Annotated in this window: 25 protein-coding genes; 14 read left to right on the top strand and 11 right to left on the bottom strand. The window is 42.2% G+C overall.

Annotated features, from left to right (window positions below; translation table 11 throughout):
• Window positions 1–73: 73 nt before the first annotated feature.
• From E2626_RS07520 to E2626_RS07510, 3 genes are all read right to left on the bottom strand, one after another.
• The gene (locus tag E2626_RS07520) at window positions 74–451 is read right to left on the bottom strand and encodes a hypothetical protein (protein ID WP_134381113.1); all 378 of its coding nucleotides are present in this window, start codon (window positions 449–451) and stop codon (window positions 74–76) included.
• A 123-nt stretch (window positions 452–574) separates the two neighbouring features.
• Entirely contained in the window at window positions 575–1,579 is a 1,005-nt protein-coding gene (locus tag E2626_RS07515; RefSeq protein ID WP_134381112.1) for an NADP-dependent oxidoreductase, read from the bottom strand.
• Between the two features lie 86 nt (window positions 1,580–1,665).
• The gene (locus E2626_RS07510; RefSeq protein WP_134381111.1) at window positions 1,666–1,905 is read right to left on the bottom strand and encodes a hypothetical protein; all 240 of its coding nucleotides are present in this window, start codon (window positions 1,903–1,905) and stop codon (window positions 1,666–1,668) included.
• Between the two features lie 186 nt (window positions 1,906–2,091).
• Here E2626_RS07510 and E2626_RS07505 point away from each other — a divergent pair, with 186 nt between their 5' ends.
• Window positions 2,092–4,134, top strand: a complete 2,043-nt coding sequence (locus E2626_RS07505; protein ID WP_134381110.1) for a S9 family peptidase — start codon at window positions 2,092–2,094, stop codon at window positions 4,132–4,134.
• Window positions 4,135–4,308: 174 nt separating this feature from the next.
• On the opposite strand, the gene E2626_RS07500 is transcribed toward E2626_RS07505, so the two are convergent.
• Together E2626_RS07500 and E2626_RS07495 are read right to left on the bottom strand one after the other, a co-directional pair.
• Complete coding sequence (locus tag E2626_RS07500) at window positions 4,309–4,581, bottom strand: hypothetical protein (RefSeq protein ID WP_244094266.1); 273 nt, start codon at window positions 4,579–4,581, stop codon at window positions 4,309–4,311.
• A 20-nt stretch (window positions 4,582–4,601) separates the two neighbouring features.
• The gene (locus tag E2626_RS07495) at window positions 4,602–4,805 is read right to left on the bottom strand and encodes a helix-turn-helix transcriptional regulator (RefSeq protein ID WP_134381109.1); all 204 of its coding nucleotides are present in this window, start codon (window positions 4,803–4,805) and stop codon (window positions 4,602–4,604) included.
• 193 nt (window positions 4,806–4,998) lie between these two features.
• Between E2626_RS07495 and E2626_RS07490 the strand changes: the two genes are divergently transcribed.
• The 4 genes from E2626_RS07490 to E2626_RS07475 all read left to right on the top strand — a co-directional run bounded on the left by E2626_RS07490 (window position 4,999) and on the right by E2626_RS07475 (window position 7,914).
• Window positions 4,999–5,922: a LytTR family transcriptional regulator DNA-binding domain-containing protein gene (locus E2626_RS07490; protein ID WP_134381108.1), complete on the top strand. Its 924-nt coding sequence runs from the start codon at window positions 4,999–5,001 to the stop codon at window positions 5,920–5,922.
• Between the two features lie 145 nt (window positions 5,923–6,067).
• Window positions 6,068–6,919 (top strand): ABC transporter ATP-binding protein, encoded by an 852-nt coding sequence (locus E2626_RS07485; protein ID WP_134381107.1) that lies wholly within the window; start codon window positions 6,068–6,070, stop codon window positions 6,917–6,919.
• The gene (locus tag E2626_RS07480) at window positions 6,916–7,623 is read left to right on the top strand and encodes an ABC transporter permease (RefSeq protein WP_134381106.1); all 708 of its coding nucleotides are present in this window, start codon (window positions 6,916–6,918) and stop codon (window positions 7,621–7,623) included. The genes E2626_RS07485 and E2626_RS07480 overlap by 4 nt, the downstream gene beginning before the upstream one ends.
• 138 nt (window positions 7,624–7,761) lie before the next feature.
• Window positions 7,762–7,914 (top strand): DUF3934 domain-containing protein, encoded by a 153-nt coding sequence (locus E2626_RS07475; protein WP_134381105.1) that lies wholly within the window; start codon window positions 7,762–7,764, stop codon window positions 7,912–7,914.
• A 64-nt stretch (window positions 7,915–7,978) separates the two neighbouring features.
• Here E2626_RS07475 and E2626_RS07470 read toward each other — a convergent pair whose 3' ends face one another.
• The 4 genes from E2626_RS07470 to E2626_RS07455 form a co-directional block, all read right to left on the bottom strand.
• A complete protein-coding gene (locus E2626_RS07470; RefSeq protein WP_134381104.1) occupies window positions 7,979–8,269 on the bottom strand; it encodes a helix-turn-helix domain-containing protein in 291 nt (96 codons plus the stop codon).
• Window positions 8,270–8,286: 17 nt separating this feature from the next.
• A complete protein-coding gene (locus E2626_RS07465; protein WP_134381103.1) occupies window positions 8,287–8,730 on the bottom strand; it encodes a hypothetical protein in 444 nt (147 codons plus the stop codon).
• Window positions 8,731–8,794: 64 nt separating this feature from the next.
• On the bottom strand, window positions 8,795–9,292 hold the full coding sequence (locus E2626_RS07460) for a hypothetical protein (RefSeq protein ID WP_134381102.1): 498 nt from the start codon (window positions 9,290–9,292) through the stop codon (window positions 8,795–8,797).
• 223 nt (window positions 9,293–9,515) lie between these two features.
• On the bottom strand, window positions 9,516–10,874 hold the full coding sequence (locus E2626_RS07455) for a M28 family peptidase (RefSeq protein ID WP_134381140.1): 1,359 nt from the start codon (window positions 10,872–10,874) through the stop codon (window positions 9,516–9,518).
• Between the two features lie 242 nt (window positions 10,875–11,116).
• On the opposite strand from E2626_RS07455, the gene E2626_RS07450 reads away from it, so the two are divergent.
• The 3 genes from E2626_RS07450 to E2626_RS17465 are packed head-to-tail and all read left to right on the top strand — an operon-like array spanning window position 11,117 to window position 12,367.
• Window positions 11,117–11,716, top strand: a complete 600-nt coding sequence (locus E2626_RS07450; RefSeq protein WP_134381101.1) for a histidine phosphatase family protein — start codon at window positions 11,117–11,119, stop codon at window positions 11,714–11,716.
• Between the two features lie 15 nt (window positions 11,717–11,731).
• A complete protein-coding gene (locus tag E2626_RS07445) occupies window positions 11,732–12,187 on the top strand; it encodes a DUF4181 domain-containing protein (RefSeq protein WP_134381100.1) in 456 nt (151 codons plus the stop codon).
• Between the two features lie 48 nt (window positions 12,188–12,235).
• A complete protein-coding gene (locus E2626_RS17465) occupies window positions 12,236–12,367 on the top strand; it encodes a hypothetical protein (protein WP_279587258.1) in 132 nt (43 codons plus the stop codon).
• Between the two features lie 27 nt (window positions 12,368–12,394).
• Here the strand turns inward: E2626_RS17465 and E2626_RS07440 are convergent, their stop codons facing one another.
• Together E2626_RS07440 and E2626_RS07435 are read right to left on the bottom strand one after the other, a co-directional pair.
• Window positions 12,395–12,805 (bottom strand): hypothetical protein, encoded by a 411-nt coding sequence (locus E2626_RS07440; RefSeq protein WP_134381099.1) that lies wholly within the window; start codon window positions 12,803–12,805, stop codon window positions 12,395–12,397.
• A 4-nt stretch (window positions 12,806–12,809) separates the two neighbouring features.
• A complete protein-coding gene (locus E2626_RS07435) occupies window positions 12,810–13,502 on the bottom strand; it encodes an aspartate/glutamate racemase family protein (RefSeq protein WP_134381098.1) in 693 nt (230 codons plus the stop codon).
• Between the two features lie 41 nt (window positions 13,503–13,543).
• Between E2626_RS07435 and E2626_RS07430 the strand changes: the two genes are divergently transcribed.
• From E2626_RS07430 to E2626_RS07405, 6 genes are all read left to right on the top strand, one after another.
• Window positions 13,544–13,996: an NUDIX hydrolase gene (locus tag E2626_RS07430; RefSeq protein ID WP_134381097.1), complete on the top strand. Its 453-nt coding sequence runs from the start codon at window positions 13,544–13,546 to the stop codon at window positions 13,994–13,996.
• A gap of 120 nt (window positions 13,997–14,116) precedes the next feature.
• Window positions 14,117–14,986 (top strand): efflux RND transporter periplasmic adaptor subunit, encoded by an 870-nt coding sequence (locus E2626_RS07425; protein WP_134381096.1) that lies wholly within the window; start codon window positions 14,117–14,119, stop codon window positions 14,984–14,986.
• Complete coding sequence (locus E2626_RS07420; protein WP_134381095.1) at window positions 14,983–15,672, top strand: ABC transporter ATP-binding protein; 690 nt, start codon at window positions 14,983–14,985, stop codon at window positions 15,670–15,672. Before E2626_RS07425 ends, E2626_RS07420 begins: the two co-directional genes overlap by 4 nt.
• Window positions 15,665–16,828, top strand: coding sequence for an ABC transporter permease (locus E2626_RS07415; RefSeq protein ID WP_244094264.1), 1,164 nt, complete (start codon window positions 15,665–15,667; stop codon window positions 16,826–16,828). The genes E2626_RS07420 and E2626_RS07415 overlap by 8 nt, the downstream gene beginning before the upstream one ends.
• 11 nt (window positions 16,829–16,839) lie before the next feature.
• Window positions 16,840–17,511: a response regulator transcription factor gene (locus E2626_RS07410; protein WP_134381094.1), complete on the top strand. Its 672-nt coding sequence runs from the start codon at window positions 16,840–16,842 to the stop codon at window positions 17,509–17,511.
• A complete protein-coding gene (locus tag E2626_RS07405) occupies window positions 17,508–18,860 on the top strand; it encodes a sensor histidine kinase (protein ID WP_166786767.1) in 1,353 nt (450 codons plus the stop codon). The genes E2626_RS07410 and E2626_RS07405 overlap by 4 nt, the downstream gene beginning before the upstream one ends.
• Window positions 18,861–18,868 lie beyond the last annotated feature (8 nt).

Below are 18,868 nucleotides of genomic sequence, written 5' to 3'. Positions count from 1 at the left end.
GGTACGTACGGTGGTGTGAGAGGTCGGGGAATGAAAATTCCCCTCCTACTCGATTCGTTAGAGCCTTTTTCAATTATTGGATTGTCGTTTTAAAAATTCCCAGTTGATTTTCCTGTGAGATATCATTCACAATCTCCTGTATGTGTTTTTCAGCAGCTTCTTTTGCTTTTGGGATTTCTGATAAATCTATTGTAATTGATTTATTTTCAAAGCTATATATTGAAAAGCCGTATGTTCCGGTAGGGGTGTATCCCTCTTGTTTTAGCTTTTCGGTTATTTGAACTTGTAATTTGCTTTGGCTTATATCGTCAATAATATTATTGGCTTCTTCTGTTTGTTTGACCGCAGAGTCTTTGGATTCAGCTGAATGTTGAGAATTATCATAGAAGAACGTTGTGCTAATGATGGCTAAAACGCTTATCAAAATAAGCCCTGGAATTATTTTTTTCAAATCACTTACCTTCTGGCGTTCTTAAAGTAAGCTATGAATAGAAAATTCGTTTTATTCTATATGTAAAAGCCCCAAAAAAACTCCCTATCCGCAATAAAAACGGATAGGGAGAAAGCTTTTCTATTATTGAATGTCACTAATCTTCACAACTGCCTTACCAAGATTCTTCCCTTCAAACAAATCAAGAAAAGCATCAACTGTATGATCAAAGCCTTCTGTTACAGTTTCCTCATACTTCAGTTTTCCTTCACCAAGCCAGCCTGCAAGTGCTTCTGCGCCTTCTTTGAAGCGTGAAGTATAGTTGCCGACAGTAAAGCCCTGCATGAGAGAGCTTGTCTTGATCAGATAGCCCTGAACACGTGGTCCCATGTCCCGTTCAGCTTTATTATATCCTGAGATTGCTCCGCAGACAGGAATTCGGGCAAAGTTGTTCAGAAGCGGTAATACAGCATCGCCGATTTCTCCGCCAACGTTTTCAAAATATACGTCAATGCCATCAGGACAGTTTTCTTTCAGTGCTTTATAGACATTTTCCGTTTTGTAATTAATTGCAGCATCAAAGCCAAGCTCATCCTTCAGGTAGCTGATTTTTTCATCAGAGCCTGCAATCCCAACGACGCGTGCCCCTTTGAGTTTAGCGATTTGTCCCACTACAGAACCAACCGCGCCGGCAGCGCCTGATACAACCACGGTTTCGCCTTCTTTAGGCTTACCGATATCAAGCAGGCCGAAGTAGGCAGTCAGGCCAGTCATGCCAAGTACGCTAAGATAAGCTGATGCAGGGGCCTGCTTGTGATCGACTTTACGGACTTCATTGTCTTTTACAACTGAATATTCCTGCCAGCCAAGTGATCCGATGACAACGTCACCTTTTGAAAAACGGTCTGATTTTGATTCTTCAACCTGGCCAATGACAGCACTTGAAAGTACTTCATCTAACTTAAATGGTTCAATATAAGATTTTCCTTCGTTCATTCTGCCGCGCAAATAAGGGTCAACTGAAATGTAGACTGTGCGGATCAATACCTCACCCTGTTCAGGTGAACCGATTGGTGCTTCTACTAACTTGAAATCGTCATGTGTCGGTGTTCCTTTCGGGCGGTTAATTAAGTGAATTGTTTTTTGCATCGTCTAATCCCTCCAATAAATGTATATGTATAATACCCACATTGTAACGCGGTTGAACATTTAGAGATAATGATCTGCTTTACCAGTCAGCTTTGGTTCTGCTGCTTTGCTTTCTTATCAGCTTCAATTGCTTTATCAAGTTTATCCATACTGAACAGCCAGAGAATTGATACACCGACTAAATAGATTGCGATGATTGAGAGTGCATCACTCATTGATTCTGAGAGTGGGACTCCGTTTAAATACTGCATTGTGATGTATGCAAAGAAGTAAAGAATTGGTCCAATAATATGGAATGTAGCATAGATTAGTTTTTTGGGGTTCATGTTATCCCTCCGTTTCTAGTAACTACGATTTGCAACAAAAAAAGTTACACATTCATCCAAATTAATGCCAATTCTATATTCATAAATCTGATTCGAACGTTCATAAAGGATAGCATTTCATTTGAAAGTTGGATATGATAACCATATGCAGATTTTTCTGTTAATTAAAAAGTGAGGAGGATTTCAATGAATGCACCTATAGCAAAGCGCGTACCTTTTACGCACGATATACATAACGATATCCGGGAGGATCATTACTACTGGATGAAAGATAAGACGAATCCTGAGGTTGTTTCTTACCTGGAAGAGGAGAACAAGTATTTTAGTGAAGTGATGAAGCCACTTGAGCAGAAGACGAATGAGATCTTTGAAGGTATGGTTGCACGCGTGCCTGAGTCTGAAGAGAAGGTACCTGTTCAAAATGGACAGTATTTTTATTATTCACGGGAGCAAAAGGATAAGCAGTATCCGATTTATGCGCGTAAAAGAGTTGAGAGCCGTGAGCTTTTGGATCAGGAGGAAGAGGAAGTCATTCTTGATTTAAATTTGCTTGCAGGTGATGACGACTATTTAAGTGTGACGCTGCAGCGTTTGAATGAGGAGCAGACGAAGCTTGCGTATCTTGACAACCGTGATGGTTCAGACCGTTATACCATTTACATAAAAGACTTGAAAACGGGCGATCTACTTTCTGATCGAATTGAGAATGTATATATTTTCGGCAGCATGGAGTGGAGCCAGTGCGGAAAATACATTTTCTATGTGACGGTTGATGACATGCAGCGTCCTTATCGTGTGTGGCGACATGAGGTCGGCAGTACTGAGGGTGATGAACTTTTATATGAAGAGCAGGAAGTGACTTTTGCGTTATTTATTTCGAAAACGCAAAGCGGCAAGTACATCACCGTACACTCAAGTTCAACGATGACAGAAGAGGTTCGTCTGATTGATTCAGAAAAACCGCTATCACCTATTCAGTTGGTTGACGAGCGCCGCAGAGGAATTAAGTATGACGTGGATCACTGGGGAGAGGACCTGCTGATTCTGACAAATGAAAATGCTTTAAATTTTAAGCTGCTTCGTTGTCCGGTCTCAGATCTTTCTCGTCGTGAGGAAGTCATTCCATATGATGAAAACCGTTATCTTCAGGTGGTATATCCGACAAAAAACAAACTTTTCGTACTCGGACGTGAGAATGGTCTGACGCAGATTTGGGTGCTTGAACATAACGAACTGCAGCAGCTTGAGTGGGATGAGCCGCTTTATACACTGTCTATTGTAGGTGGTCAAAGCTACGATTCTGATGAACTTTTAATTGAATACGAATCACTTTTAACACCGGATACCACATACAGCCTGCAGATTGCCACAGGTGAAAAACAGGCGATTCACACAGCAGCAGTCAACGGAGAATATGACCCGGAAGCATACAATCAGCACCAGCTGTGGGCGACTGCAAAAGATGGCGTCAAAGTGCCATTGATGGTCAGCTATAAAAAAGGTGCAATAGATGACGGTCCTGCACCACTTATTCTGACTGGGTATGGATCCTATGGGATGGACAGCAACCCATACTTCAACGCTTATCGCCTGCCGCTTTTAGATAAAGGGGTTGTATTCGTGACAGCTCAGGTGCGCGGTGGCGGTGAAATGGGCAGACACTGGTATGAAAATGGAAAAACGCAGCACAAGCTCAATTCATTTACGGACTTTATTGATGCTGCACGCTTCTTAATTGAAGAAGGGTATACAACAGCTGATCAGATGGCTGCACGCGGTGGCAGTGCAGGCGGATTACTTGTAGGGGCTGTGTCGAATATGGCAGGGGACCTTTTCAAAGTGATCGTACCTGAAGTGCCGTTTGTGGACGTGCTCACAACGATGCTTGATGACACGATTCCATTAACAACGCTGGAGTGGGATGAGTGGGGTAACCCGCAGAGGGAAGAGGATTATACGTATATGAAATCCTACAGCCCGTATGACAATGTGGAAGAAAAAGAATATCCGCACATGTATATCACAACCGGTCTGAACGATCCGCGCGTTGCTTACTGGGAGCCGGCGAAATGGGTAGCCAGACTGCGTACGAAGAAAACAGACGACAACACGCTCGTGCTCAAAACCAATATGGGAGCTGGGCACTTTGGTGCGTCAGGCAGGTTTGATCATTTGAAAGAAGCGGCTGAGTGTTATGCGTTTATTATGGATAAGATTGGTGTGGAGTGAAGTTTGGGACAGATCCAGACTGCAGGGAAGGCAAGGGGTCAGACCCTTGCTTTCCCTTTTAATAACGCTTCGACAGCACCACGAAAGAAATAAAAACAGTACTGATCGTCAACGCTGTGAGCAGGCTGACGGTTTGGTAGCCATCCAGCATAAAACCTTCAAATTGAAACAACATTAAAACACGAGCATGTATCCCATAATAAATATGTAGCTGAAAAACATACCGCGTTCCTTAATCTTCTTAGACCGTTCATCATTTTCCTTAAATTGTGGATATAGATAAGAAAGACAAAAGCACATAACCGTCGTTCCTATATAAACGAATTCATGACCAACAAAAAAGTTGCCTGATGCAATGGAAACAACGTTGATTAATATCCCAAATGAAAGAAACACCAGTCCAAATATGAAAAACGTCTTTCTCCCAGCTTTACTGCTCATCTGCATATTAAAATCCTCCAAACATTCTATTTCTCTTCATCTTCCAGCAAAAAAACCTCTTCAACATACGTGTCAAAGCACCTTGCGATCTGGATCGCAAGCGGCAGTGAAGGATTATAGCGACCTTTTTCAATCGAAATAATGGTCTGCCTCGAAACCCCAAGCATTTCTGCTATCTGTTCCTGAGAAATGCTATTTTTCTGCCGTAATTCTTTCATACGATTTTTCATACGCCACATTCCCCTCTATTCATGAGTATAATGTAAAGTTCGCTTTACGTAAAGCGACCTTTACATTTATTTTATGATTCGATTCTTTTTTACCATAGTCACTCAAATATTGTGAAAAATCCGGAGGAGTTGACGAATGAGTTGTAGAATAGTGAAAGAGGTATAAGAACATAAGGAATGAAGGAGTTAATCCATGAATATTCAATTCACTGAAGTAAAAGAAGGCAGCCATACGGTTCTTCCTTCTTTCTCATTTGATGCCGGACTTACTGGAATCTATACAGATATTAAACGGACCCAGGTCATTATGAATCAGTTAAAGCCTGCAGGCTATCTCCACTTTAACAACGATGGGCTTGCTCTGCGATTAACAGTGGAGGAAACGTTTCGTTACCATAAGGATCTTTCAGGAGTGACAATACCGATCGAGGATATGATTGCTTTATTTGGTCTGCAGCATGAAAAAAAGACAAAAGTAAAAGATCTCTCGGAAAGCTGCAGAAATTGTCTGTCTTTCCTGAGACCGTTTTTATATTCAAAAGACCTTTTGATCATAGAAGAACCCTTCGACAGACTTGACGAGGAGGGAAGAAAGGTGATGGCGCAGCTGATCAGCAGAATAAAGGAACAGGAGAAAACGATTTTACTTCTTGGTCATAACCTTGAAGAACTTCTCATTGTGACTGAGGATCTCTATAGAATTGATCAGAATGGATTCCACAAAATGGATTTTAATGAAGGGACGGCATCGCCTGCTGAAGAAGAGCAGCCTGTCATCAGAATTGAAAAAATTCAAACGAAGCATGAGGGAAAAACCATTCTGTTTAACCCGCCTGAAATTGATTATGTTGAAAGTGTGGATGGATCTGCACAAGTAAATGTAGCTGGTAAAGGGTACAATTGCACATTAACGCTTCAGGAGCTTGAAAAGCAATTACGTCCATATGGCTTTTATCGCTGTCATAGATCCTACATTGTGAACCTGCAAAAGGTCAGGGAGATCATTACCTGGACGAAAAACAGCTATAGTCTGAAGCTTAATGACAGAGAAAGCAGTGTAATTCCGCTATCTCGTGCGAAGCTTGCGGAACTGAAGGAGCTTCTTGGCGTTTCCTAGTATTTCCCGGGGAATATGAGGGGACAGCTCAGCAGTTTTCGGGTACAGTTGGCCATCATTTTTCTACAATTGATCCGAATATTACAGCGTACTTTTGTTGAACTGACTACACTTAGGTTAGAAATCAACAAAGGAGGCTGCGCAAATGACAGCAGAAATTAACGTAGAGCATTTAGGAAAGAAATTTAACGAGTTTATCGCTTTAGAGGATGTAAATTTTTCGGTACATAAAGGGGAGATTTTCGGCTTGCTTGGGCCTAGTGGTTCAGGTAAAACAACACTTATTAAAGTATTGACTGCCCAACTGGATCAGAACAAAGGAAAAGCATCTGTTTTTGGTATGCCAGTTAATGAAATGAAACGTGTGGAGAATAAATCACGCTTTGGCCTATTAACGGATAACAGTGGATTGTACAAAAGACTATCAGTAGAGGAAAACCTGATGCTTTATAAAGACTTATATGGGCTGGATGACAGCGCAATTGATGAAGCGCTGGCATTTGTGAATCTTCAGGATGCACGCAAAAAGAAGGTGTCCAAGCTTTCTAAAGGAATGCTTCAGCGTGTAACTCTTGCACGGGCGCTAATGCATAACCCGGATCTGTTATTTCTTGATGAACCAACCTCAGCGCTGGACCCTGGAAACACGCATCACATTTATAAGGGGCTGCGTAAGTTAAATGAAATGGGTACAACGATTTTCCTGACGACACATGATATGGCAGAGGCTGAAACGTTGTGTGACCGTGTCGCATTTTTACACGAAGGAAAGATTCAGGCAATTGGCGCGCCTTCAGAATTAAGATTGCGTCACAGTGATCAGTCAATGATTGTGGAGCTGACAAATGGTGAGCAGCACACTCTGCCGCTGAATGAACTGACAACGGCCGAAAGACTTGAAGAATGGATGAGACATCAGCTGATCCAGCGAATCTGGTCAAATGAACCGACACTGGGAGATATATTTATGGAGATGACAGGGAGGGACCTACGATGAATGTTTCAGTCAAAAGAATGCGTGCAATTTTTATTAAGGATTATAAAGAGTTTTCACGTAACTATGCAATCTCAACGATGGTCTTAATGCCTTTAGTACTTGCTCTTTTCTATCAGAATGCAGGGGCTGCCTCATTGGATCTGTATTTTCTTCCTGTTAACATGACCTTCGCGTTTGTTACTACGTTTATTCAGGCCTGCCTGATTGCTGAAGAAAAGGAAAGTAACACATTACGCAGTCTGATGATGTCTCCTGCATCAATGGCAGATATTCTGATTGGTAAAAGCACGCTTGTCTTTTCAATAACAATTGTGATTGTCACACTGACGATTATGATCCTTGGGTTTACTCCGGCGAACCTGTTTATTTTAGCAGCAGGATTAACGATCTCTACAGTTTTCTACATTGGTCTTGGGATTATATGCGGACTGTTCACAAAGACCGTGATGGAAGCATCCGTTGCGATACTGCCTGTTATGGCGATTTTTTCACTCGGACCACTTGCGATGGGACTTGCTGAGACATACTCAGTGCTTGAAGTGTTGAAATGGCTCCCGAGTTCACAATTGATTATGCTTGAGGGATATAGTGCGGCAGGTAATATAACAGATATTATCATTTCACTTGCAGTGATTGCAGGATGGACAGTGATAACGCTCGTAATTGCAAGTATGTTATTCAAGAAACGGCTGAAGGATGAATAGTGGTAAAAATATAGTCTAATGAAGCTTCTCGGATCAGTTCGTGATAAAATGAAGAAGAGCCGTATAGAACAGGCATAATGTTTTCCGGCATTTCAAGTCACTAACTAAGCGGTATTCTATTCTTTGGAGTGAAAATAGATGGCAAAATCAAAAAAGAGCGGCGTAGGTCAGGGTACCGGCAAAAAAGGCTGGAACCGCTGGCAGGCAAAAGCAAAGAAAGCAAAAAGCTTTAAGCCTTATCAGAGTAAAGCTAACAAACAATCTACAGACTCTGATGAAAAACAAGATTGATCAACGTAAAAACCCGGTCTTCCACATATGGGAGACCGGGTTTTTTGCTTTATTAAAAATGCCCTTATTTTATTGCGGAAGAGAAGTCATCATTTATAGTGCCATCAATAATAAATTGTGTATTCAATACACGTGATAAACGAAAAAGAGTATCTACTTTTGGGCTAGTTATACCCGCTTCAATACGTCCGACAGTTGATTTTGGGATTCCTGCTTGATCAGCAAGCTGCTGCTGTGACAAGCCCGCCTGTTTTCTTGCTGATTTAATTTGAGCAGCAATCACTCCTTCTGTTTTTAACTTTTGAACGTGATCTTTTCCTCTCACCCCAGCATATTTTTGTAAAAAATCACTCATGTTGACTTTGCCTCCTTTTAATACAAATTAGGATCATGTTGGCAGTATGCTTCATAATTAAGTTCAGCTGGCAAAATATCGTGCCGATGAATCAAACCATTATATTGTTTCAAAAAGTGATGCAGCATGATGATTTTCCCGTAATTATGGATTGCAAAAATAATACGGTGGTTGCCTGTGCCGCCGCCTGAAAACCCCAACCTGTAAAAATTCCGATAATGCGTATTGTGATGAATATATTTGATAGCGTTCATCTGATTGTTACTTAGTTGGCTTTCATGATCGATATCTGGATAAGGATTAATACTCAGTATGACCAATAGCCTTGCATATTTATCTGCAAGTTTGCTCCATGTGCCAGGTTTCGATTTGATTACTTCCTGTTCTGCATAATAAAGTAACGTGTCCTCGAAATCCTCAATATTTCCCTGACTTATGATGATATATTTTTCTGTTTTCATATAGAGACCCTCATCTATATTAATATAGATGATAGCATTTGTGCTATCAATCCACAACGGATATTCACCACGTGCTTTGATATTGAAAATAGTGATTTTCTAAAAACCCATTTTGAGTGATTTCTTTCATATACTCAATGGATCTGAGAAACTCGTATACGGAGCAATTTTCATAATTGAGGTTTTCTAAAAAGGCATTTATCTGAAGGGATGGTATGTGATATGACTTAATATACTGACTAATGATCTCGCAGCAATTCTGGTGAAGTTCAATGATTTTTTCCGGGGGTATGATTTTGACAGCGGGATTGGGGTCTATACCATTGAAAAGTTCATCTATGAACCACCAATGAAGGCCATGCTCATTACGCCAATAAACGAGTTCCCGAAAAATAGATTCAATTCCATTGCTGTAGGGAATAGGTAAGCGGTAATGTTTTACCTTTTGATAAAGAGGTTCTTCGGTTTCTTTTCTCCTGACAAATTGATCAGCTTCAATCGTCTCCTTCCATGAAAGATCTTTAATTTTTGGAATAACGTAAATGCTCATGCCTAATCCCATAAATCCACATCCTATCTGTTTTTCGACAGACTTCTGCTAAGGTATCCAACGTGATGATTACTTTTAAATGGTTTTAACTTTTAGGTGTACGGAAAATAATTGAGAGAAGTTGGAGGGAATTAGAGAAGTATACCGTGTTTCAGTTATACTCAATTACAGAAGTGTTGTCAAATGTTAACAGTGCCCCTGCTCCTTAAAGAATAGGGGCACTCTACTATAAGAATTATCTCACTGACTGTTCAAAGATCATATCAGCTTCAACATCAACTTTTCCTGTATTTTTCGACTGTGATGGATGGTCGAATTGTGCAAGGTCATAGACGGCAGACCCTACAATTTCAGCGACATCCTGCAGTTTATTAATATCGATTTTATCAATTGTGTCGTCTGGCGTATGGTACCATGGCTCAAGCGGTGCATGAATGAACAGAGCTGCAGGAATACCTGCTGCTGCAAATGGCACGTGGTCACTGCTACCACCCTGGGAAAATGGAGTTGCTTCTCCGTTTAATTTCAGGCTGGACTTCTGAGAAAGCTCCGTTACAAGGTTTGGTTGACCATCCAGTGTACGCATGACAAGATCACCAGCGTCACGGCTTCCCACCATATCAAGGTTAAAGTTTGCCACTGTGTTATCAATTTCCTCATCACTTAACGTATCTACATAATGATAAGATCCGATCAAACCAAGCTCTTCCGCTCCAAATGTTACGAAGCGAAGCTCAGTATCAGTCGGTACATTTTTTAGTACGCGTGCAAGCTCCAGTGTCATCGCAGTACCAGAAGCGTCATCATTTGCACCAGGTGCGCCTGGAACTGAGTCATGGTGTGCACCGACAACAATGATATCGTCATTTGCTTTTTTCTGATTTGTCGGCTCTTTCGTCGCAATCACGTTATGCGAAGTACGGTCGCCCGCTTCAGCACCTTCAACTGTTAATGTCGCAGTACTGCCTGCCAGAGCTTTAAGCGCTTCGCCCTCGGATTTAGATAGGCTGACAGCAGCCACATAGCGCTCATCATAAGCGCCAAGCGTCCCGTTCAATACACCATCAACGTTATTATAAATGACTACACCAGCTGCTCCTCTTTCAGCAGCATTCAGCACTTTTTGACCAAAAGAAATACTACCTCTCTGAATTAATGCAATTTTACCTGTAAGATCTAGTCCTGCTACGTCATCCACAGTACCTAATCCAACGTCCACAAGCTCACCTGTCACATCACCGTTCACTGAATATGTAAAAGAACGTGGGTTCAGCTCACCTTCAAAGCCTTCAACTGAAAGTGACAGTGAAGATGGAGGAGTATATCCGAAGAATGTGAATGGCTGAATTTCAACATCGTAGCCATACGACTCAAACTCTTCTGCGATAAATTCGACTGCCTGATCCTCTGCATCAGTACCGGCAACTCTTGGTTCCTGCGCCAGCGTGTCGATGTTGTCATAAATCCGCTGTGCATCCAGCTGGTTTAAGACCTTTTTGTCAAACTGACTGTTGACCTTTTCAAGGGATGGTCCCTTCATATAAGCCAGCTGGGGAGTAGCAGCACCAAGCGCCAATGTTGTAGCAAGTGCCATTGTAACAACCGTTTTCTTCTTCACAAAATCGCCTCCTGAGATATGATAAGAAATTTCTGACAATTACAATGTTACATAATGGGATTAGAGGGATTAAGTGCTAAATATACTATTTGCCTAGTTCTATATAACTGTTTGTTTATGTGTGAAGGCATGGGTCTGACCCTCGTATTCATTAAACGCTTACACCCATTTTTTGCTATACTTATGTAAAATCACTGGAATCTGTTAGGAGGGATTAGATGGAGCTCATCATGATTAGACACGGTCAGTCTGAGGCAGATCTGCTGCGTGTGCATGAAGGAAGAGCGGACTTTCCGCTGACTGGGCTTGGTGAAATGCAGGCATGGAAGATGGCAGTGTATGTGACTACCAACTTTAAACCCGACATAATCATTGCCAGCCCTTTAAAACGCGCGCACCGTACTGCTGAGATTTTAAAAGAGTCTGCTGATTGTGAATGTGTAATAGAAGAGGACTTAATGGAATTTAATAATGGCGTGCTGGCCGGTCTTTCAAGAGAAGAGGCATTAACGAAACATCCGATTCCTGAAGGTGGCAGGTCGATTCATGTTCCCATTGAGGGTGGGGAATCCGAGCTTGAATTTAGGATGAGAGCGGAGAAAGTATTACATAAGATTTTGAATGACTATAAGACATATGACAGAGTGGCAATTGTATCGCATGGCGGAATGATCTCCAACCTGCTGAAATCATTACTTCAGCTGCCGGTTGTAACACAGGCAGCTTTTCCAACAGGTGATACAGGCATTCATCGCGTTGATGTGACTGAGGAAAAAAGGGTGATCAGGTTTTTGAACAGGCAGGAGCATTTGATATAAATTAGGGGGGATTTGATGGATTTTTTAGAGGGTGCAAGTAATTTTGTTGTTTTTTTCTCGGTGATGCTGACATTAGGAATTGCTTTTTCATTTCGCCCGATAGCGAGGAGATTACTTCGCGCTGATAAAATGAGTTTTTTTGCTTACGATAACTATCTTAATGCTACCCATAAAAGGTTTGAGTGGACGTTCAGAATATCCGGGTTAGTCGGTATCCTGGTCTTATTTACTTTTCAAATGTTTGTTTTGGATGATGGCGGAGAGTTGAAGTGGTATTTGAGCCCTTATGTAGCAATTCTTGCAGTCATTCCTTTCACTGAACTTTTAAGGGCATATATGGAATGGAAGCATGCGGAAAACCGTAATAACTATAAAGTTACGTTATTGGAACTAGGATACTTAACAATCATTACTGTCATCTTTTTTGCAACAGGCTTTTTCGGGGCATTTAATTTCGGGTGGGTGAACTAATGTCCCCGTCTAATGATTTCAAAACGTTACATGCAAGGAGGCTTACAAATGGAGTTTCTCTTCATCATTTTTTTCGTTATCTTAATTGTTTCAATTATATCTATTGATGGCGCGTTAAAGAAGCTTTTGGAGCATAACCGCGAGCTGATTGAACTGTTAAAAAGTAAAGAAGATCAGTAGAGAAGTGTAAGGTAAAGAATGCTGCCTTCACAACTCTACAAAGAAAAATACAAATAAAATCAAGGCAACATTAGCATACATAAAGATATTTGCGACTCTTTTTATGATCAATTCTTTATAAGAAAACCTGATCATGACTGATTCCACAAGCCAAAAACAGGCGATGGTGCTGAAAAGCGGAATCATGAAGTCCGGTCCAAGAAATGCAGTAGTGATTGCAAACCCGACTGCCACGTATAACGCCAGTCTTGCAGATGTACATAGCTTCATGAATCCTGCAATGAGTGACAGTGGGAGTGCAACAAGCAATAGGCCCGCTGCGAAATATAAGTAATAAATCAGAACTGACATGTTGCTGACCGGAACTGGAAAAGCCAGTGTGAAACCTGCCGTCATAATGGTTAATGTGATGATCAATGATTGAAGTGTTGTTTTCATCTTATTACTCCTCTAATGCGAGTTTCACAGCCTCTAGTGCATGAATCTCTGTTGTATCAAATAGTGTTACAGCAGCATCTTCCTGACTGATTAGCAAGCCGATTTCTGTACAGGCGAGAATGATTCCTTCAGCCCCATCAGCGACCAGTTGCGAAATGACAGCCTTATAGTAATCACGTGAAGCATTTTCAATTTTACCAAGACACAGCTCATTAAAAATGATCTGATTAATCCGGTTCCGATCTTCTGTAGGTGGTGTCATGACATTGATCCCTTGAGACGTCAGCCGCTCTTTGTAAAAGTCCTGCTCCATTGTATAACGTGTCCCGAGCAAACCAACTGTCTGTATACCCGATTGTTGGATCTGCTTTGCTGTAGCGTCCGCAATATGTAAAACGGGGATTTGGATACTTTTTTCTATCTGATCAACAACCTTATGCATAGTATTTGTACAGATCACAACAAAGTCAGCACCTGCTTTTTCCAGAGAACGAGCAGCATCTGAAAGCCTTCTGCCTGCTGCGTTCCAGTCGCCTTCCGTCTGATACCGTTCAATTTCATCAAAGTCCACACTATATAAAATACATTTCGCAGAGTGCAGGCCGCCAAGCTGTTCTTTTACCGCTTCATTGATCATCCGGTAATAAGTAGCAGAAGATTCCCAACTCATTCCGCCAATCAGCCCAATTGTTTTCATCATTATTCCCACCTTTCGTCACTGCAAGTATACTCGTTTTAATGATTTGGAAAAAGTGGAGGTGTCCATTTATAAGAAATAGAAGTGCAGTTGTCATTGTTCAAAATGGTCGGGTCGCGTTAATGAAAAGAGTCAGAAACAACGAAGTATATTATGTTTTTCCGGGTGGCGGTATTGAGCCTAGTGAGACGCCTGAAGAAGCGGCAAAAAGAGAGGCTTTTGAAGAACTGGGTGTGCTTGTGAAGGTGGGACAATGTATGTCTGAAATAGAATATGAAGGAATCCAGTATTTTTTTGAGGCTGATATTACTGGTGGAATATTTGGGGCTGGACAGGGGGAAGAATTAACGGACGTCAACGATACCAGAGGAACGTATCTGCCGGTATGGATTGATATGACAGCATTAACTACTATTGATGTCAGGCCAAGAGAAGTTACAGTGAAAATCACCAGTAATTCCGCTTCAAAAAAGAATCCCAATCAACTACGTTAGCCCGATTCTCGACATACATAATTAAACTGAATATCCGATTACATTCATCAACTGCCAGTTCATAATTCGTTCATACCTTTTGTTTATGATCCTCTTATCACTTAAATAGGAGGATTCATCATGACAAAAAAACAGGTTAAGAAAAAAGGGTGGCTGATTGGAGCAGTAGCATTAGTCGTGGTAGCAGGTGCAGCTGTTCCACTTTTTGCTGCGAATGATACAGGTGCTGTAAAAACAGAGGAAGTGACAGAAGAAACGATTACGACATATAACAGCTTCACTGGAACGCTGACACCGGACAGCCGGACGCTCGTATCAGCAGAAAGGTCAGATTTGTTTAACATCATTGTTGAAGAAGGTCAGGTCGTGAGCGAGGGAGATGTTCTGGCTGAAGGAGAGCAGGGAAATATCATATCACCAGCCAGTGGCACAGTTAGTGGGGTCAAAGCAGAATCCGGGCAGCTTATGCAAGGGACACCACTTATGGAGATTGTGGATTACACAGATTTAGAAGCAAGTATACAGATCGATGAGTCTGATATTGGCTACGTTACTGAAGGCGGGTCTGTGTTGATCCGTATCTCCTCAATGGATGAAGAGGTAAATGGCGAGATCAGTAGTATAGCAAATGAAGCAGTCACCAATGGCTCACCAAGTGCACGTGCTTATTTCACTGCAAAAGTAGAAATAGATGAAACTGATAATATGAGAGCAGGTATGACGCTTGAAGCTTTAACAGTGCGTGAGGAAGTAACTGATGTACCCACTCTTTCACTTGATGGGATCGAATATGATGATCAGGACCAGCCATTTGTATGGATAGAGAATGGTGAAGAGGGTCTAACCAAACGCTATATTAAGCTTGGTATAACAGATGGTTTGCGTGTTCAAATTACTGAAGGGCTTGTCAGTGGCGATCAAATCGTAATCGAAGAAAATAACGCTGACGGAGGCTTTGCTCCACCGATGATGGGAGGCGGCGGTCAATGAGTGCCATCGTTTCAATGAACGATCTATCAAAATCCTACCAGCTGGGAGAAGAACAGCAGACCGTGTTGAAATCTATTCAGTTAGAGGTGCAGCAGGGTGATTTTGTGACGATACTTGGTCCTTCCGGTTCTGGTAAATCCACGCTGATGAATATGATCGGCTGCCTTGATACGCCATCATCAGGTGACTATACAGTAGGCGGTAAAAATACAGCTGACATGAGTGAAAAGGAGCTTGCTGCGCTTAGAAACAAAGAAATTGGATTTGTTTTTCAGCAATTTCAGCTGCTTCCGAGGCTATCTATTTTAGAAAATGTTGAACTTCCGCTTATTTATTCCGGATTATCAAAAAAAGTACGCCGAAATCTTGCAGCGGATTTGCTTGGGAAGGTAGGGCTTGCAGATAAGCTGTCTCATAAGCCAAATCAACTGTCCGGTGGTCAGCAGCAGCGTGTAGCCATTGCGCGCGCACTGGTGACAGCACCTTCATTGCTTCTTGCCGATGAACCTACAGGTGCACTTGATCAGCAGACAGGTAAGCAGATCATGACGCTGTTTACACAGCTTCACCAGGAAGGAAAAACAATTGTCATGATTACTCATGATGAGAAAATTGCGCGCTATGGCAGCCGTATCATTCATTTACTCGATGGAGAGATCAGAGAGGAGCGTGGTCAAGGTGTTTAGAGAAAATATTCGGATGGCATGGCTCAATATTTCAGCAAACCGGATGCGCTCATTTCTGACGATGCTCGGGATTGTGATCGGTGTTGGTGCCATCATTGCATTAATGACCATTGTAAATGGCGCAACAGCTTCTATTAATGAAGAGGTTTCCACATTTGGCGCTGACCGGATCAGTATACAGATTCAGGGCACAGAACAAAAAGCAGGAATGACGTCAGAGGAAATAGCAGACTTAACAGAGATCGAAGGGGTAAGAGGTGTCTCTCCGACTTTACAGGGAATGGTTGCGAGTCCTGTTTCTGCCGACGACATCTCACTATCCGGCAGAAGCGAAGTTTATTTTGAACAAACGCCTGATGCACTTGAAAAAGGCAGAGGGTTGCTACAGGCAGATATAGAACAGGAAACGCCTGTTGCGGTGATTGGGGCTGAATTAGCAAATCAATGGTTTCCGCTTGAAGATCCGATTAATAAAGAAGTGACACTTAACGGCAGAACCTTTACAGTTGTCGGTGTACTGGCACCTTCAAGCAGCTTCTCTGTCACATCCGTCAATGAACTCGTGATGATTCCTTACCCATTAGCACAAAGAGTGTTGGGTGTTACGACAATCAATCAGACAGACCTCTATATGGAGGCGGGTGCTGATGCGAATGGAATTGTCGATCAGGCAACAGTGGTTTTACGAAATGCATTTAACCAGAATGAGGATGTCTACAGCGTAACGAACTTTGAAGATGCGTTGGCATCTATTGACCAGATCAATTCAATGTTATCTATGCTGTTAGTAGGGATTGCTTCAATTTCACTGCTGGTTGGCGGAATTGGCATTATGAATATGATGCTTGTGTCAGTGACTGAGCGCACGAGTGAAATTGGGCTTCGGAAAGCGTTAGGTGCTTCACCTGGTTATATTCAGCTTCAGTTCTTACTGGAATCGATCTTCCTGTCACTGCTTGGCGGTCTGATCGGAATCGGATTTGGTGCCGCGCTTGCCTTCCTTGCCAGTCTGGCGATGGGAATCGGTTTTACACTGTCTGGCACTTCAATTGTTATCGCTGCAGGTTTTTCTATGATCATTGGTGTGATTTTCGGGTTTGTTCCGGCCAGAAAAGCGTCGCGCCTGAATCCGATTGAAGCACTCCGCAGCGCATAGGAGGAGAAAAAATGGTTCGTGTATTAATTGTAGAAGATGATCAGGCACTGCGTCATTATCTCAGGGAAGGAATGACTCAGGCCGGATACCGTGTTTTTGAAGCGGAAGATGGTTCAGAGGCTCTTCAGGTGCTTGACCAGCAGGGAATTGACCTGGTCATAACGGATGTGATGATGCCGAACCTAGATGGGGTGACGCTAACATCAGAACTCAGGGAGGTTTATGACTTTCCGGTCCTGATGCTGACGGCACTTGAAACACTTGAGGATAAAAGGAAAGGATTTTTATCCGGAGCAGATGACTACCTGGTCAAGCCGGTTGAATTAGAAGAGCTGCTTCTCCGGGTAAGTGCACTTCTCAGGAGAGCTCACATATCAAAAGAAAAACAGATCAAGTTTGGAGGCACAGTCATTGACGATTCTTCAAGAACGGTTACTTACGGTGAAACTACATTGGAGCTTCCTCTGAAAGAATTTCAGATTCTGTTTAAACTCGCATCAAGTCCAACAAAGATATTCACCCGGCAGCAGCTAATGGATGACATCTGGGGATATGACGCTGAGAGTGATCTTCGTACAATTGACGTGCACATCAAAAGGATCCGACAGCGCCTTGAGGGGGTCAATGACTTTGAAGTGAAAACGGTATGGGGGCTTGGTTACCGGTTGGAGGTACACATATGAAGCGTTTTTTTCACACGATATACGGACGTTTTCTCATCATCTTCATCGGCTTGTTATTCATTCCAATGATGATTTCTTTCACACTTCTTTTCACCATTCAGCTGGACCGGATCAGAGAGGATGTCGAACTGCAGCTGAATGATCAGGGGGAAATCTTACAGACACTTGTTACATCAGGTTCTTTTACAGCAGAAGAGGCTGTAGACCTGGTAATTGGCGATATTCTGGTATCCCGTTCTTATGATTCGATCGCTGACTGGCGGAATGCCGGAGAGGCAGATTATACAGATAAGCAGATCGGTCAACTTGAAGCGGGACAGGTCATTACCGGAACTTTAACCGATTTTCGTGAGCTGCCCTATGCTGCATTTGAATTAAGTGGAGAGATCTATATGATTTCTCCAAACCTGAATAATAATCAGATTACACAATTCCGTGATACGACCATTTACAGCTTCCTCGCAGTTGCATTGATTGGTTCGCTGCTGATTTTATTCGCCATATCTTTTTTAACAAGACGCTTGAAGCAAATCAGTAAGGCTTCCCGTCAGGTATATGAAGGGAATTACGCTGTGAAAATTCAGGACAATGGTAACGATGAGATCGGTGATTTGGCAAGGCAGTTTAATCAAATGGCTGAAGAGCTTGAGACGAATGAATACCTGAATAAAGAACTATCTGCTGTTATGGCACATGAATTCAAAACACCTGTTTCTTCTATGATTGGATTTGCAGCATTACTTCAAAAAGAAGTTGTTCCGGACGAAAAACGCATAGAATATGCTGCTGTCATTGAAAGAGAAGCAAAAAGGCTGGCTCAATTATCTTCCACGTTACTTAAACTTTCCAAGTTCGATCACAAGCTGATTCATCTGACGAAAGAAAGCTATCTGCTGGATGAGCAGATTAGAGAATGCATTTTAATGCTTCAGCCCCACTGGGAAACAAAGGAGCTTGAACTCGAAATTAATCTGCCGGAATGCACGTGGACTGGAGACCGTGAGCTGATGTCACAGGTTTGGATTAATCTACTGAAAAACGCCGTTCAGCACTCACCTCAGTATGAAAAACTGTCTGTGAAAATGGATATCTCTGATGGTGAGATTCGTGTTGAGGTCAGTGATACAGGAGAAGGCATTGACCCGCAGCATCTTGAGCGGATATTTGAACGATTCTATCAGGCGGATCGTACAAGAAATGCTTCAGGCACAGGATTGGGTCTGTCACTTGTGAAAAAGATCGTTGAATTGCATGGTGGACAAGTAACCGTTCAAAGCAGTCCCGGAAATGGATCGACTTTTATTATTATTCTCCCGGATACATTGATTAAACCTGAAAGTAACGAATAGAGAGGTGT

The sequence above is a fragment of the Jeotgalibacillus salarius genome, from assembly GCF_004405125.1.
Taxonomy (GTDB): domain Bacteria; phylum Bacillota; class Bacilli; order Bacillales; family Jeotgalibacillaceae; genus Jeotgalibacillus; species Jeotgalibacillus salarius.
This window is presented reverse-complemented; position numbering and strand designations above follow the sequence as displayed.

Bases quoted from the DNA above. Each gene is read 5' to 3' on its own strand.
- E2626_RS07405 (WP_166786767.1), top strand. From the start codon at position 17,508: ATGAAGCGTTTTTTTCACACGATATACGGACGTTTTCTCATCATCTTC.
- E2626_RS07445 (WP_134381100.1), top strand. From the start codon at position 11,732: ATGGATTTTTTAGAGGGTGCAAGTAATTTTGTTGTTTTTTTCTCGGTG.
- E2626_RS07440 (WP_134381099.1), bottom strand. From the start codon at position 12,805: ATGAAAACAACACTTCAATCATTGATCATCACATTAACCATTATGACG.
- E2626_RS07475 (WP_134381105.1), top strand. From the start codon at position 7,762: ATGGCAAAATCAAAAAAGAGCGGCGTAGGTCAGGGTACCGGCAAAAAA.
- E2626_RS07460 (WP_134381102.1), bottom strand. From the start codon at position 9,292: ATGGGATTAGGCATGAGCATTTACGTTATTCCAAAAATTAAAGATCTT.
- E2626_RS07410 (WP_134381094.1), top strand. From the start codon at position 16,840: ATGGTTCGTGTATTAATTGTAGAAGATGATCAGGCACTGCGTCATTAT.
- E2626_RS07505 (WP_134381110.1), top strand. From the start codon at position 2,092: ATGAATGCACCTATAGCAAAGCGCGTACCTTTTACGCACGATATACAT.
- E2626_RS07420 (WP_134381095.1), top strand. From the start codon at position 14,983: ATGAGTGCCATCGTTTCAATGAACGATCTATCAAAATCCTACCAGCTG.
- E2626_RS07435 (WP_134381098.1), bottom strand. From the start codon at position 13,502: ATGAAAACAATTGGGCTGATTGGCGGAATGAGTTGGGAATCTTCTGCT.
- E2626_RS07425 (WP_134381096.1), top strand. From the start codon at position 14,117: ATGACAAAAAAACAGGTTAAGAAAAAAGGGTGGCTGATTGGAGCAGTA.
- E2626_RS07485 (WP_134381107.1), top strand. From the start codon at position 6,068: ATGACAGCAGAAATTAACGTAGAGCATTTAGGAAAGAAATTTAACGAG.
- E2626_RS07500 (WP_244094266.1), bottom strand. From the start codon at position 4,581: ATGCAGATGAGCAGTAAAGCTGGGAGAAAGACGTTTTTCATATTTGGA.
- E2626_RS07480 (WP_134381106.1), top strand. From the start codon at position 6,916: ATGAATGTTTCAGTCAAAAGAATGCGTGCAATTTTTATTAAGGATTAT.
- E2626_RS07515 (WP_134381112.1), bottom strand. From the start codon at position 1,579: ATGCAAAAAACAATTCACTTAATTAACCGCCCGAAAGGAACACCGACA.
- E2626_RS17465 (WP_279587258.1), top strand. From the start codon at position 12,236: ATGGAGTTTCTCTTCATCATTTTTTTCGTTATCTTAATTGTTTCAATT.
- E2626_RS07470 (WP_134381104.1), bottom strand. From the start codon at position 8,269: ATGAGTGATTTTTTACAAAAATATGCTGGGGTGAGAGGAAAAGATCAC.
- E2626_RS07490 (WP_134381108.1), top strand. From the start codon at position 4,999: ATGAATATTCAATTCACTGAAGTAAAAGAAGGCAGCCATACGGTTCTT.
- E2626_RS07455 (WP_134381140.1), bottom strand. From the start codon at position 10,874: ATGGCACTTGCTACAACATTGGCGCTTGGTGCTGCTACTCCCCAGCTG.
- E2626_RS07495 (WP_134381109.1), bottom strand. From the start codon at position 4,805: ATGAAAAATCGTATGAAAGAATTACGGCAGAAAAATAGCATTTCTCAG.
- E2626_RS07510 (WP_134381111.1), bottom strand. From the start codon at position 1,905: ATGAACCCCAAAAAACTAATCTATGCTACATTCCATATTATTGGACCA.
- E2626_RS07430 (WP_134381097.1), top strand. From the start codon at position 13,544: ATGATTTGGAAAAAGTGGAGGTGTCCATTTATAAGAAATAGAAGTGCA.
- E2626_RS07450 (WP_134381101.1), top strand. From the start codon at position 11,117: ATGGAGCTCATCATGATTAGACACGGTCAGTCTGAGGCAGATCTGCTG.
- E2626_RS07465 (WP_134381103.1), bottom strand. From the start codon at position 8,730: ATGAAAACAGAAAAATATATCATCATAAGTCAGGGAAATATTGAGGAT.